The sequence below is a fragment of the Chitinophaga sp. genome (assembly GCF_035761305.1).
GTDB lineage: Bacteria > Bacteroidota > Bacteroidia > Chitinophagales > Chitinophagaceae > Chitinophaga.
Window position 1 is genome coordinate 21,557 of sequence record NZ_DASTRI010000235.1, and the last position, 14,740, is coordinate 36,296.

General features: G+C 50.0%; 11 protein-coding genes. 5 read left to right on the forward strand and 6 right to left on the reverse strand.

Features of this window, described 5'->3' with window-relative positions; genetic code table 11:
• Window positions 1-91: 91 nt before the first annotated feature.
• The gene (locus tag VFS25_RS19805; protein ID WP_326463912.1) at window positions 92-2,362 is read right to left on the reverse strand and encodes a Tex family protein; all 2,271 of its coding nucleotides are present in this window, start codon (window positions 2,360-2,362) and stop codon (window positions 92-94) included.
• A 133-nt stretch (window positions 2,363-2,495) separates the two neighbouring features.
• Here VFS25_RS19805 and mazG point away from each other — a divergent pair, with 133 nt between their 5' ends.
• The 3 genes from mazG (at window position 2,496) to VFS25_RS19820 (ending at window position 7,657) form a co-directional block, all read left to right on the forward strand.
• The gene (gene mazG, locus VFS25_RS19810; RefSeq protein ID WP_326463913.1) at window positions 2,496-3,272 is read left to right on the forward strand and encodes a nucleoside triphosphate pyrophosphohydrolase; all 777 of its coding nucleotides are present in this window, start codon (window positions 2,496-2,498) and stop codon (window positions 3,270-3,272) included.
• A gap of 83 nt (window positions 3,273-3,355) precedes the next feature.
• Window positions 3,356-7,138, forward strand: coding sequence for a HAMP domain-containing sensor histidine kinase (locus VFS25_RS19815; RefSeq protein WP_326463914.1), 3,783 nt, complete (start codon window positions 3,356-3,358; stop codon window positions 7,136-7,138).
• Between the two features lie 129 nt (window positions 7,139-7,267).
• Window positions 7,268-7,657 carry a DoxX family protein gene (locus tag VFS25_RS19820; protein ID WP_326463915.1) on the forward strand — a complete coding sequence of 130 codons (390 nt, stop codon included), beginning with the start codon at window positions 7,268-7,270 and terminating at the stop codon, window positions 7,655-7,657.
• A 234-nt stretch (window positions 7,658-7,891) separates the two neighbouring features.
• On the opposite strand, the gene plsX is transcribed toward VFS25_RS19820, so the two are convergent.
• From plsX to VFS25_RS19835, 3 genes are all read right to left on the reverse strand, one after another.
• Window positions 7,892-8,842, reverse strand: a complete 951-nt coding sequence (plsX, locus tag VFS25_RS19825) for a phosphate acyltransferase PlsX (RefSeq protein WP_326463916.1) — start codon at window positions 8,840-8,842, stop codon at window positions 7,892-7,894.
• A gap of 173 nt (window positions 8,843-9,015) precedes the next feature.
• A complete protein-coding gene (gene rpmF / locus VFS25_RS19830; protein WP_089915028.1) occupies window positions 9,016-9,210 on the reverse strand; it encodes a 50S ribosomal protein L32 in 195 nt (64 codons plus the stop codon).
• A gap of 61 nt (window positions 9,211-9,271) precedes the next feature.
• Complete coding sequence (locus tag VFS25_RS19835) at window positions 9,272-9,808, reverse strand: DUF177 domain-containing protein (RefSeq protein WP_326463917.1); 537 nt, start codon at window positions 9,806-9,808, stop codon at window positions 9,272-9,274.
• Between the two features lie 243 nt (window positions 9,809-10,051).
• On the opposite strand from VFS25_RS19835, the gene VFS25_RS19840 reads away from it, so the two are divergent.
• On the forward strand, window positions 10,052-12,112 hold the full coding sequence (locus tag VFS25_RS19840; protein WP_326463918.1) for an ATP-binding protein: 2,061 nt from the start codon (window positions 10,052-10,054) through the stop codon (window positions 12,110-12,112).
• 19 nt (window positions 12,113-12,131) lie between these two features.
• Here the strand turns inward: VFS25_RS19840 and VFS25_RS19845 are convergent, their stop codons facing one another.
• Window positions 12,132-13,016 (reverse strand): fructosamine kinase family protein, encoded by an 885-nt coding sequence (locus VFS25_RS19845; RefSeq protein ID WP_326463919.1) that lies wholly within the window; start codon window positions 13,014-13,016, stop codon window positions 12,132-12,134.
• Between the two features lie 21 nt (window positions 13,017-13,037).
• Between VFS25_RS19845 and VFS25_RS19850 the strand changes: the two genes are divergently transcribed.
• Entirely contained in the window at window positions 13,038-14,126 is a 1,089-nt protein-coding gene (locus VFS25_RS19850) for a DUF3810 domain-containing protein (protein WP_326463920.1), read from the forward strand.
• 8 nt (window positions 14,127-14,134) lie between these two features.
• On the opposite strand, the gene VFS25_RS19855 is transcribed toward VFS25_RS19850, so the two are convergent.
• Window positions 14,135-14,740 (reverse strand): arginase (locus VFS25_RS19855; RefSeq protein WP_326463921.1); only part of this gene is annotated, 606 nt, incomplete at its 5' end.

The window sequence follows — 14,740 nt, forward strand, 5'->3', positions numbered from 1 at the left end:
TAGAACATTAAATGTAAAAGTAAGGGCAGTGTATCATTGATACACTGCCCTTACTTTTACATTTGAAATTTTACATTTAATATTTTACATTCTAATTAAACTTCTTCTTCAGCTCCATCAGCTTGGCCTGGAAGTCGTTCAGCGGCGCTGCCGCGGCTTGTTTGCCTGCCGGTTTATTGCCGCCGTCCCTGCGCTCCCTGCGTTGGCCGCTGTTGCCGCCGCCGGTGGCCGGCGCCTCATTATCTTTCATAGACAGGGAAATGCGTTTGCGCGCCGCATCTACCTCCAGCACCGTAACCGTTACCTTCTGGTTCAGCTTAACCACCTCATTGGGATTGCTTACGAATTTGTTGGAAAGGTGGGAAATATGCACCAGGCCGTCCTGTTTAACGCCAATATCCACAAAAGCGCCAAAGTTGGTAATATTGGTTACCACGCCCGGCACCACCATGCCCGGTTTTACGTCTTCTATCTTATGAATGCCTTCGGCATATTCAAAAATAGCTATTTCGTCGCGCGGGTCGCGGCTGGGTTTATCCAGCTCTTTCATAATATCTTCCAGCGTAAGCAGGCCCACTTCTTCGCTCACATAGGCTTTCAGGTTTATTTTTTTGCGCAGGTCTTCCTTGGCCATCAGGTCCTGCACGGTGCACTGCTGCTGGGTGGCCATGGCCTCTATCAGCGCGTAGCGCTCGGGGTGCACGGCCGAGTTGTCCAGCGGGTTGTCGCCGTTCTCAATACGTAAAAAGCCGGCGCACTGCTCAAAGGCTTTTTCACCCAGGCGGGGTACTTTTTTCAGCGCCACGCGGTTTTTGAACGCGCCGTTCTCTTTGCGGTACTTCACAATGTTTTCCGCCAGGGAAGGGCCCAGGCCGGAAATATAGGCCAGCAGGTGTTTGGAGGCGGTGTTCAGGTTCACGCCCACCATGTTCACGCAGCTTACCACCACGCGGTCAAGGCTTTGTTTCAGGTGCGACTGGTTTACATCGTGCTGGTACTGTCCTACGCCAATGGATTTGGGATCTATCTTCACCAGCTCGGCCAGCGGGTCAATAAGCCGGCGGCCGATAGATACGGCGCCGCGCACCGTTACATCCTGGTCAGGAAATTCTTCCCGCGCTACTTCAGAAGCGGAGTATACAGAGGCGCCGCTTTCGTTCACCATAAATACATTGATCTTGGTGCCAAAGTCTATCTTCTTCACAAATTCCTCTGTTTCCCGGCCGGCCGTACCGTTGCCCACGGCAATGGCGGCCGTGTTGTATTGCTTCACCCATTTTTTCAGCAGGGCTTCCGCATCATCGCGTTTATAGTTCTTTTCCAGGGGGAATATTACATCGTGGTCCTGCATATTGCCCTGCTCATCCAGCGCCACCACCTTGCAGCCGGTGCGGTAGCCCGGGTCAATGGCAATTACGCCTTTGGGGCCCAGCGGGGCGGCCAGCAGCAGCTGGCGAAGGTTTTCCGCAAAAACATCTATGGCTTCTGTATCGGCCTTTTCCTTTGCCAGCGCGCGGAACTCATTTTCCAGCGACGGGCGCAGCAGGCGTTTATACGCATCCGTTATTGCCTTGTTCATCTGCTCCCGGGCGGCGGCGCTGCCCTTTACAAACTGCTTGTTAATAATTTCCAGCGCTTCATCTTCTACCGGCATTACCGTAGCATACAGGAAACCTTCCGCTTCGCCCCGCAGGATGGCCAGCACGCGGTGGGAGGGGATCTCCGGCAGCGGCTCCTGGAAGTCAAAGTAGTCTTTGTATTTCTGTCCTTCCTCTTCCTTGCCTTCTATTACTTTGGAGGTAAGTACGGCAGTGTGGGTGAACAGCTTACGCAGCTTGTCGCGCACTTCGGCGTTTTCGTTAATCCATTCCGCAATAATATCACGGGCGCCTTTCAGCGCTTCATCCACAGAAGCCACTTTATCATTTACATATTGTTGCGCCAGGGTGTCTAAAGCATTATCCTCCTGCTCAAAAATAATTTTTGCCAGCGGCTCCAGGCCTTTTTCAATCGCCACGGTAGCGCGGGTTTTGCGCTTGGGTTTATAGGGCAGGTATATATCTTCCAGCTCCGTGAGCGCCCAGGTGCTCTCCAGCTTTTCCAGCAGCTCCGGCGTCATCTTCTCCTGGTCCGTAATGGTTTTGATGATGAACTCCCGGCGGTCGTCCACTTCCTGGTAGCGCTTTTTCAGGTCTTCAATACGGGCAATCTGCACCTCATCCAGGCTGCCGGTTACCTCTTTCCGGTAGCGGCTGATAAAAGGTACCGTAGCGCCTTCTGCCAACAAGTTCATGGTATTTTCCGCCTGCCTTGCAGCAATACCTAATTCCGCTGAAATGAGTGCGATGTGTTTGGTATTCATGAATTAACTGATAAAAAATAATTAAAAAGTAAGGGCTTTGTAAAAGCCGGTCGCAAATGTAATTAAATTGGCTTTTACGGCAATCGAAAGTTGTTAACAGCAGCCATTCTCCATTAATTGTTATTTTTATCAAATGGAAATGTTACAAAACGCGTCCTTTCAGCAATTATTGCAGATCATGGACGACCTGCGGGAAAAATGCCCCTGGGACCGCAAACAAACCGTGCAGTCACTACGGCAGCTGACTATAGAGGAAATGTACGAGCTGGCGGATGCGATTACTGATAACGACTGGAAGGCCATAAAAGAGGAGCTGGGCGACCTGCTCCTGCACATTGTGTTCTACGCCAAAATAGGCGCGGAACAGCAGCAGTTTACCATAACAGATGTAATTACCGGCATTTGTAACAAGCTTATTTACCGGCACCCGCATATTTATGGCGATGTGCAGGTAGAGAACGACGAGCAGGTAAAGCAGAACTGGGAAAAGCTGAAGCTGAAGGAGGGAAAAAAATCTACCCTCAGCGGCGTGCCCGCATCCCTGCCTGCCCTGGTAAAAGCCATGCGCCTGCAGGAAAAGGCCAAACAGGTAGGTTTTGAATGGGATAACACCCAACAGGTAATGAACAAGGTGCAGGAAGAGCTGCAGGAGCTGCAGGAAGCCGTGCAAACCGGCGGGCAGCAGGCGGTGGAGGAGGAATTTGGCGACCTGCTGTTTTCCCTGGTCAACTACTCCCGCTTCCTGGAAATAGATGCGGAAAACGCGCTGGAGCGTACCAATAAAAAGTTCATCCGCCGCTTCCAGCAAATGGAAATCTTGGCCGCGGCACAGGGGCGCCAGCTGGCCGATATGACCCTCACTGAGATGGATGGCTTGTGGAACGAAATAAAAAAAGCAGAGAAGGTATAATTATTGCAGGGGTTGGTGCATTCCATAAATTTTATACCTGCAGGTAAAGCCTGCACAGGCAGCCTTCAGCTGCCGTATCATATATGTCAGACATTAAAGAAATACGCCTTTTTTTCCTGCGGCATGGTTACCTGCTGATTGTTGCGGCATGGCTTTTTACCTTCGCTTTCCTGTTCAGTAATTACTGGTCGTACTATTCATCGCCGCAGGGTGTAAAACGCAGCCTGGAAAGAAGCCTGCATAACCGCGAGCTGGCTTTTGAGGAGCTGGCCAACGACACCATTGCCATGCGGCACCTGTTCCAGCGCAGCTACAGTGAAGCAGAGCTGAAACGGCTGCATAGCAAAGACTACTACATATATGCATACGACAGCAGCAGTACGGGCCGCTGGCTGCTGTTCTGGAGCACCAACCTGGTGCAGCCCGATGAGCAGATGGCGCTGAAAGAAGGTTCGGCCTTTGTAAAGCTGAAGAACGGTTATTATGAGGTGCTGTGCCGCAGGCTGCCCTCCGCAAAGCCAGGCCATATCCGTTACCTGGTAGGGCTTATACCGGTAATGCTGGAGTACAGCATCAGCAACGATTACCTGGTGGATCATTTTTTTGACAAGCCGGTGCTGGGCAAAGAGTACCGTATACACCTGCGCCCGCCCGGCATACCGGTGCTCAACAACCGGAACATCATCTTGTTTTACCTGCACTACGATCCGGCGCTGAATGCCCGCCCGCCTAACCTGCTCAGCGTTATACTGCGGGTGCTGGGCTGTATTTGCGTGCTGATATTCCTGAACCTTTTTGCCACGCTGCTGGCCCGGCAAAAAACGCCGCTGATCGGCTTTTTGTACCTGCTGTTTATGGTAACGCTGCTGCGGGTGCTCACTTACCTGTACCCGTTCCCGTTTAACCTGCGCGCGCTCAACATATTCATGCCCTACATTTACGCCAAGGATGAAATTTTCCATTCCCTGGGCGACCTGTTGCTGAATGTGCTGCTGGCCTTCTGGATGCTGCTGTTCTTCCGCGAGCATGTAAAAACCATTAATGCCCCCGCGCTTAAATACAAATGGCAGTCGTGGCTGGTAATTGCCCTGGCCAGCCTGGTCATGTTCCTGGTGGGCCAGTTCCTCTCAGAGCTGATACAAAGCCTGGTAATAGACTCCAAAATATCCTTTGACGTTACCAACTTTTTCAGCCTGAACGAGTACAGCGTGATAGGATTTATTATCCTGGGCTTTATTGCCTTCAGCTTCCTGTTCTTTTCACAGATCATCAACTTTTTGCTGAACGAGCTTACACAGTCGCGGCACCGCACCAAATATATATTTTTAGGCGCTGTAGGCGTTGTATGGCTGCTGTTCCGTATTCACAACCCCGAGCTGCCCTACTTTACCGTAATGGTGGTATGGCTGCTGCTGTATGTAATGCTGCTTGACACGTTTACCACCCGCTTTAAAGACAACCTGGGCACCGTGTCGTTTGTGTTTTGGCTGGTGCTGCTCACCATTACCACTTCGGCAGTACTGGTGTACTATAACAATAAAAAAGAGCTGAGCCAGCGGGAGCGGCTGGCCATTAACCTTTCCAAGCAGCGCGATCCCTATCTTGAAATGCTGCTGAACGATGTGAACCACAGCAACGACGATGATGAGCTGATGCACTTCTTTTTCCAGGAAAACCGCAGCTCCAGCCAGCTGCCGCGCGAAATGCTGGAAAACGAGCTGCGGCAAAAGTATTTCAAAGGTTACCTGAGCCGGTTCAACATCGATTTTTATTTCTTTGATGAAAACGGCAGCCCCGTATATAGTTTAGACACCGCCAACCTGGACTCCCTGTACCCCCGCCTGCTGGAGCAGTCGGAGCAGGTAGGGAACGATAATGACCTTTTTTATAAAGAGAGCAGCTATAACCACTACAGCTACATCGGCATTAAAGTGTTCCGGAAAGACAGCATAACCCTGGGCACCATCATGTACGAGCTTACGCCCGCGGTGGTGAACCCGCAGAAGCTGTACCCCGAGCTGCTGGTAGACGGGGAGCTGAGCGATCCTGAAAAAGAGTCGGCCGCAACCTATTCTTACGCTATTTACGACAAAGGCATACTGGTAAGCAACAATAATGATTTTCCTTTTCCCATAAAGCTGTATAACAGCGATATACCGCAAACCGATGTATCGGAAAAAACAGTGAACAGGCATTCCATGCTCGTTTACAAAGCATCGCGTGATAAGATAGTGATGGTGGTAAAGGAAAGCCGCAGCTTTATTGAGTTCATTACCCTGTTTGCCTACATGTTTTGCCTGTTCCTGCTGATAATTGTTATTTACAGGCTGCTGGACCTGCTGGTAAAAGCGCGCATGCGCATTGGGCCGCTCAGGGCGCTGGTAGATGTAAGCATCCGCAAAAAAGTGCACGGCACCGTAATATTCGTGGTGGTATTTGCCTTTATTATACTGGGGGTAACCACCATCCTGTTTTTTATAAACCGTTCGGAAACAGAAAACCGGGAGCGCCTTAGCAAAACCATGAATGAGATAGCGCACGATGTGGAAAATGAATTTTATACACAACGTACGTTCGATGAGCTGGAAGACCTGTATGATCCGGTGTTCCAGGCCGGCATGCAGTCGGCCATCAGCCAGATAGCGGAAGACCGCGCGCTGGATATTAACATTTATGACCGCGATGGCAACCTGGAGGTGAGCACCCAGCCGCTGATGACGGAAAAAGGGCTGCTGTCGCGCAAAATGCATCCCACCGCTTACTTCCACATGTTCCGCATGAACCGTATACAGTTCATACAGGAAGAAAAAATAGGCACCATGCGCTACCTTTCGGGCTATGTGCCATTGCGCAACAAGGAGGGCGAAGTGTTTGCCTACCTCAACGTGCCTTATTTTGCCACGCAAACAGAGCTGAACCAGCAGATCTCCAACTTCCTGGTAGCGCTTATCAACTTTAACGCCTTTATTTTTTTAATAGCCGGTATGCTGGCGCTGCTGATCACCAACTCCATTACCAAATCATTCTCGCTGGTAACGGAAAAGCTGCGCCATGTGAACCTGGGCCAGCGGAATGATGAAATAGAGTGGGATAAAGACGATGAAATAGGCGCGCTGGTAAAAGAATACAATAAAATGGTGCGCAAGCTGGAGGTAAGCGCCGCCAAGCTGGCCAAGAGTGAAAGGGAAGGGGCCTGGCGCGAAATGGCCCGGCAGGTGGCCCATGAGATCAAGAACCCGCTTACGCCCATGAAGCTGAGCATACAGTACCTGCAGCGGGCTATCGGTAATGACAGTCCCAATGTAAAGGAGCTTACCAACAATGTGGCCCATACGCTGGTTGAGCAGATAGAGCACCTTTCCAATATAGCCTCCGACTTTTCCGCATTTTCCCGTATAGGCGAAGCCGTTAATGAGGTGCTGCTGCTGAACGAAACCATACATTCCCTGCACGCGCTGTACCAGGGGCAGCCCGGCTGCGACATTAGCTATCATGAGCCGGATCAGCCGTATTACGTGTTTGCAGATAAAACGCAGATGAACCGCCTGTTCACCAACCTGCTGCAAAACGCCATACAGGCCATCCCCGAAAGCAGGAGCGGGCATATTGTAATGCATATGGAAGCCACGGAAAATAAGGAGTACGTAATAGTAAGCATACGGGATAACGGGGAAGGCATTTCTCCCGAAATACAGTCGCGCATTTTTGTGCCCAACTTCACTACCAAAAACTCCGGCACCGGCCTGGGGCTGGCCATGTGTAAGAATATTGTAGAGCAGGCCCGCGGGGAAATATGGTTTGAAACCCGCATTGGCATGGGCACCACCTTTTTTGTAAAGCTGCCGCTCCTTCCGCAGGTGTTGTAACCACATTCCGCAGCGCGTTTAACTTACCCGAAGGTTACCACTAACCTATTGTATACTGCTGATCGGTGGTTTACCGATGTACCTAATTTTACATCCCGGAAAACCAACGTAAAAGCAAATACAGGTATTATGAAAGCAACTAAGATCATTTATTGGGTAACCACCGCTATAGTAGCGTTAATGATGGCGTATTCCGCGTACGCCTATTTTACACAGCCTGCCATTGCCGCAGGGTTTCATCACCTGGGTTACCCGGATCACTTCCGTATTGAGCTGGGAACTGCAAAGCTGATAGGGGTCATTTTACTGCTGGCGCCTGTAGGTGCCCGTTTAAAAGAATGGACCTATGCAGGGTTTACATTCACTTTTATTGCCGCTTTTGTAGCCCACACCGCCGCCGGTGACCCGGCAGTCAACCGTACCATGCCGCTGGTAATGCTGTGCGTACTGGCGGTGTCTTACCTGCAGTACCACAAGCTGCAAAAAGGCGTGCAAAAAACGGCGCTGGCCAGGGGGTGAGGGTAATTACGAATTGTTCAATTACGAATTAAAATGCGGTGATGAGAGTGAGTGAAGATGGCGAATGTGGTATAGATGTATAAGTAGCGCCCGGCAGGTGAGCACCGTTGTTAAAGCTGCGGCGGCAAAAAACAGGTGCTGTGCGAATGAAGCGCTCTTTCATGAATAGGGCTGACCGGAAAAAGGTCAGCCCTGTTTTATTACTGCCGGCAGCCGTTACGGCTGCCGGCTACTTTATTTACTCTTAAAGCTTTCCCGGATCTTTTCCAGCAGCCTGGTTTCTATCATCTGCTGCGCCAGTATGATCATGTTTTTAAAGGCCACTGCTTCTGAAATGCCGTGCCCTATGATCACCGGCTGTGATACGCCCAGTACCGGGGTGCCGCCGTAGGTTTCAAAATTAAAGCGGTCCAGGTATTCATCTTTTATGTTACGTTTCACTGCAATTTCATGTAAAGACTCTGCCAGCTTAAGCACTACGTTGCCGGTAAAACCTTCGCACACAATTACGTCGGCCTTGCCGTTTAAAATATGGCGGCCTTCAATATTGCCAACAAAGTTCAGCTGCGGGTGCTCTTTTAACAGGGGGTAGGTAGCCTGTGCCAGCAGGTTGCCCTTGCCTTCTTCCTCACCAATGTTCAGCAGAGCCACGGTAGGGTTTTCCCTTTTCATTATATGCTTGGCATAAAGGGAGCCCAGTATGGCAAACTGCACCAGGTTTTCAGGCTTACAGTCGGAATTAATGCCTACATCCAGCAGCAGGCCGAAAGAGCCGTTTACCCAGGGCAGGGGAGTGCTGATGGTAGGGCGCTGCACGCCTTCTATGGCTTTAATGGAGTAAAAGGTGCCCACCATCATGGCGCCTGTGTTGCCGGCGCTGATAAAGGCATCTATTTTTCCGTTCTGTAAAAGGTGGAACCCGGTGGCAATAGAAGATTGCGTTTTTTCTTTGAGTGCTTTGGTAGGGTGCTCATGCATGCCAATCACCTGTGGGGCATGTACGATGGTAAAATTGGATGGAGCGATCTGCGCATCCGCTATCAGGGGAGCAATAGCTTGTTCATCCCCTATAAGTACCAGGTGCGCGTTGGTGGCAGTGGCAACAGTATCTAAAAATAACTTTACTCCTTTAACTGCTTCCTGGGGGGCAAAATCGCCACCCATCATATCAAGCCCAATTCGCATGTAACTTTAATTTGTCTTAGGGAGAATAGAATATACAAAAATTACGAATTATTAAATTACGAATTACAAATTAAAATGAAGCGAAGATCATCAAATGATAACATTCACTTATCCCAATTCGTAATCCGTAATTGACAATTCGTAATTGATCCGTTTCTGGTACGAAAGTAAAATTATTTGGCGCTGTTCTGTTTTTCCAGCACTACTTTTCCTTTGTAGTATAATTTGTCTTCTACCCAATGAGCACGATGTCTTAAGTGCACTTCTCCGGTTGCGCTATCTGTGCTTAAAGTATCCGCAACAGCCTTGTAATGCGTTCTTCTCTTAGCTGATCTTTGCTGAGAGTGTCTGCGTTTAGGATTTGGCATTGTATATCAATTTAAGATTTCAGATTTATTTGTTTATTATTTTATTCAATCCCTGTTTGGCTTAGTTTTCCCGGAATTTGTCCAGGTCTTTCCAGATGGGATTTTTATTTTCCCCGGCCTGCTGGTTCATTTTTTCCAGCATTTCCAGCACCTTCGGATCACAGCCGCTTTTCCCGTTGGCGTCATCCGGATGAATGCGCTGCATGGGAATGCTCAGGTTAATGAACTCGTAGATCAGGTCTGCCACATTCAGGTGCGACTCTGTCTTGGAAATATATGTAACATCCGGGTCCTCATCACTTTCCATCTCTTCCGGATTTTCTACCAGCTTTACTACCTGGTCAAAATCATCCCAGAGCTGCAGCTCAAAAGGTGCTCCACACCTGTCACAGGTCACAGTAACCGTGCCGCCTATCTCGAATTTTAGCAGGAAAAAGTTGCTCTTTTTATCAAATTGCAATTTTACCGTTGCATTGCAGTTACTAAAATCCTGCGGACCGTAATTTTCAAAAAAACTATCCGTAATTTGGTACTGAAAGGCATGCACTCCGGGTTTCAGTCCTACAAAGGCTATATCAAATTCACGGAGTGGTTTCATCTGATTAAAATTTGTTGTCAAAAGTCAGATGGAACGGAACGCAAAGTTATTACTTTTAAGAAAAGAACTAAGGCCGTTTCATACATAACAGTCCTCCACTTTTAGAGGGATGCAAAGGTAACTAAATTATTGTAAATGTAAAAATTTCCTAAATTTGTTGGTTATCAATGCATCCTGTAGAGAGCCTGTGCAGCTGTCTTGTGAAAACATCGCCTGTATTCTCTATCCCATGAAAATTTAACCATGAAGGCCAGAGATAGATTGGGACACCAGAAAACACCCACCTTAACCGCCAATACGCCAAATTCGGAGGAACAGGCTATTTTTTCCCTGCCCATAGCGGAGCTGCTCCGTAATACCAACGCAGGCATCCTGGTTGCCAACGCACAAAATTACCTCATTTGGGCCAACCAGGTTATTATAGATAGTTTTAATGTAGGGCCGCAGGGCGCCCACATCCTTCATAAGTCGTACCCCGAAATTATCCGTTTTTTTCGCCCTTATATTGTTGATCCTGACGCTTTTGAAACAAAAATGCTGGAGCTGTACCAGCGCCGTAAACCTTATTACGGCTGGCCCCTGTCGTTTAATAACGGCCGCTGTATTGAGGTCAGCTACCTGCCGCTCCTGGAGGAAGGGGAATATAAAGGCAGCATATGGCAGATCGTGGATGTAACACAGCGCCGTAACCTGCAGCGCGACCTGGAACGGGCCCGGCACGATGCAGAGGAGGCGCAGCAGTTCCAGAAAGATTTCCTGGCTAATATGAGCCACGAAATACGTACCCCCCTGAATGTGATCATCGGCATGGCCCACCTGCTCGAAGAAACCCACCTGGACGTACGGCAGCTGGAATATGTAAAAACACTCAAGCACACCTCCGGCATTTTACTGGGGCTGATTACCGACATCCTGGATATTTCGCGCATAGAAGCCGGGGAACTGCAGATTAACCAGCGGGAATTTAACCTGGGTGAGCTAATGCAGTCATTAAAGCATACCTTTGAACTGAAGATGGGCCAACGGCCGGTAAAAATATCGGCCACCGTAGATGCCCAGCTGCAACACCTGCTGGTGGGGGACGACCTGGTGCTAAACCAGATTTTAATGAACCTGTTGGGGAATGCCGATAAGTTTACAAAAGAAGGGGAAATAACACTTACCGCCACGCTGGAAAGCTGGCAGGAGAATAAGCTGTGGGTAAGGTTCCGCGTATGCGATACCGGCATTGGCATCGGAAAGGATAAGCTGGAGCAGGTATTCCAGAACTACAAGCAGGCCGAACGGCAAATCCGGGAAATTTACGGCGGCACCGGCCTGGGCCTGGCCATTGTAAAACAGCTGGTAGAGCGCCAGGGGGGCCAGATAGTAGTTGAAGAGCATCCGGGCTACAGCACCTGTTTTTCATTTAACCTGCCGTTCATTGACACCAATAAACCGGCAATATCCGGCGTGCGGTACGGCCCGCGGCGCAGGCATATTGATTTTGGAGGGGCCAGGCTGCTGGTCATTGAGGACAATCCTATGAACCTCCGCTACATCATTAGCCTGCTGGAAAAATATCACATCCAGTGCCAGCTGGCCACCAACGCACCAGACGCGGTGTATTTCCTGGACAACCGGCATTATGACCTGATTCTGATGGACATCCGTATACCTGGTATGAACGGGTTTGAGCTGACCAAACGGATCCGCGCCGACGAAAGGCTGCCCAACGTAGCTACCCCTATTGTAGCTACCACCGCAGTAACTATGGAAAGCACCGCCAACCTGGCACGCACCATAGGCATCACAGATATACTGCCCAAGCCTTACACGCCGGACCAGCTGTTACAGATACTGAATAAATACCTGAACGAAGACGAAACTGCCTTAATAATGGAGGAAGCAGAAGAGCTGCACATTAACGGTTACGAGTTCCATGAGGAGCTGAATGCCAGGTACCTGCGTACTTTGTACGAGAATAATATTGCCTATGCCGCGGACCTGTTCGAGATATTCCTGAAAACCATCCGCACGGAAGTAGGTAAGCTGGAAGGTTACATGCAGCAGAAAGATGTAGAAAGCATTAAGAACCAGGTGCACAAGCTAAAGCCCAACTTTGCCATGGTGGGGCTTACCTGGCTTAAAGACAGGATCCAGGAAACAGAAGATACCCTGCGCGATGATCCGGACCAGTCCATAGCCCAGATGGAAGCCCTTTATGAAGAGATTTCCGTGAACATGAACAGGTACTTTCCTATTATTGAAGACGAGCTTGAAAAAATGCTCGCCTTTATTAAAGAGAATGGCCTGAAAAGATAAGGCGCCTGTGCCGCGGCAGTTAATTCCACTCTGCCAGCACTTCCCGGATGCTTTCCACATAACTGCCGCCAAACAGCAGCGCGTGCACCAGCAGGGGATATAGCTGGCAAATGCCAATGCGTTGCTGCCAGCCGTTGGCCAGCGGGTAAATATCCTGGTAGGCATAATAAAAGCGCGTATCAAAGCCGCCGAACAGGCGGGTCATAGCCAGGTCCATTTCGCGGTGCCCATAATACACTGCAGGATCGTAAACACAGGGCTTGCCTCCCGGCCCCACCATAAAGTTGCCCGACCACAAATCGCCATGCAGCAAGGCCGGCGGCTCTTCAGGGAAAATAGCAGGCAGCTTTTTACACAGCTGCTCCAGCTGCCCCATCATGGGCTTATCAATTACATAACGGTCATAGGCCTGCTTTACCAGGGGCATCAACCGGTTAAAGGCATAAAATACCGACCAGGTGCTGTAGGGCGTATTGAACTGTTTGATAGTGCCGATATAGTTTGACTCAAAAAAGCCGAAGTGCGTATTGGTATTGCGGTGCAGCTGGCTCAGCGACCGGGCAAACTGCTCCCAGAAATCGTTGACAGCGCCTCCCTTTTCCATAAAGCTGGTCACCAGGAAGCCGCGCCCGTAAATATGGCCGTGGCATACCGGCTCGGGCAGCGTAAACGCGCCGGTGCTGCGCAGGGTTTGCAGTCCTGTGAACTCTTTGGCAAACAGGTCGGGAAAGCGGCGGCCGTCGTTTATTTTCAGGAACCAGTTCCCCTCATTGGTGTCCAGGCGGTAGGTTTCATTAATATCCCCGCCATTGACTCTTTCTGCCTGATTAATCTGTATTTTCACCGCCAGTTTTGCAGATAGTTGTATAGACAGTTCGTTAAGAAAAAGTGCATCTGCCTTCATTTTCACCGGTTATAGGTCATTATGGAAATAAAAGCTGCGATTAAAAGATCGGTCCTTCGTATAGTGATAACCGTAATTTGCCTTTTGTTGCTGAATTTACTGTTCTCGATCAGTGAAAGCTTTGCTTCATTTTACTTTCATAGGTTGTATGTTTGGATCAGTACATTACTCAGACGTTTTATAGGATCAGTTAACCTCAGTGTTGGCGATCTAATATATACAGCCTGGGTTATAGGTGCGGTTATTTTTCTGTTAAAGTTATGTTATAATCTGGTAAGGGGGCGCTGGCAGCGCCTTGCGCTGCTGTTAATAAACGGGCTGGGATTTATAATAGGCGTGTACCTGGCCTTTTTGCTGCTGTGGGGGTACAACTACCGCCGGCACTCGCTGGCAGCGGATATGGGGCTGCACATGCAGGTGAAGCCGTACAACGTTAACCAACTGTACCGGCTGGCCGATACGCTGCTGCAGCAGGTAAACCAGCAAAAGGCCGCCCTGGGCGATACCATGGGCGTTGCCGCCCCGGACCCCGACAGCGCCAGCCTGTTCCGCCGGGCCACCCTGGCATATGAACAGGCAGCAGCCAGGTGGCCATCGCTGCGGTACAAATACCCATCTGTTAAACGCCCGATATACAGCTACTGGCTCAACTATATAGGCGTAACCGGTTACCTGAACCCCTTTACCAATGAGGCGCAGGTGAACGTTACCACCCCGCAGTTTACCCGGCCGTTTACCACTTGCCATGAAATAGCGCACCAGCTGGGCTATGCCCCCGAAGAAACCGCCAACTTTGTAGGTTACCTGGTAGCCGGTCATTCATCGGATATACGTTTCCGTTATGCCGCCAGCCTGGAGATGTTCCTGTACAGCACGGGGCAGCTGGCCCGGCAGGACACTGCGCTGGCGCACCAGGTATGGAACCGCGCGGTGCCCGGCATAAAGGCGGATTACCAGTACATTATTGATTTTTACCGCTCTTTCCGCGGCCCGCTGGATGATTATTCCCAGCTGTTATACGACCAGTACCTAAAGGCCAACAAGCAGGAGAAGGGTATTCACAGCTATAGTGAGGTGGTAGGCTGGCTGATCGCGTACTACGGCCTGTAGGGCCGTAATTAATTTACCATCAGCACATTTACGCTGCGCTGTAAAATGTTGAACGCTATTTCTGCCATCAGGTTTTCACGGTCCAGGGTGGGGTTTACTTCCGTTATTTCAAAGCAGCAGATTTTGCGGTGCTGCATAAATTTGGCAATCAGGTCTTCCGCTTCCCTTTCCCGCAGGCCATTGCTTACCGGCGTGCCGGTACCCCGGGAAATAGAGGCATCCAGGCTGTCTACATCAAAAGAAATGTAAATGTAGTCGCAGTCGCTCAGGTAGCGGAATACAGAGCGGGAAATATTTTCCGGGCCTTTGCGCCGTACTTCGCCGGTAGTGATCACCTTCATGCCGTATTTTTTTATCAGGTGGTCCTCCTCCTTTTCATAGTCGCGCAGGGAAATGAATACAATATCTTCCGGCATCACCTTGGGCGCTATTTTACCAATATTCTTCAGTGCATTCCACATTTTGGAAGTGTTCTCATCCAGCTCATGCGCCTTATATTCCAGGTTGTCTTCCGCAATGGAGGCTGCCAGGGGCATGCCATGCATATTGCCCGAAGGGGTGGTGTAGGGGGTGTGCAGGTCGGCATGCGCATCAATCCAGATTACGCCCAGCTT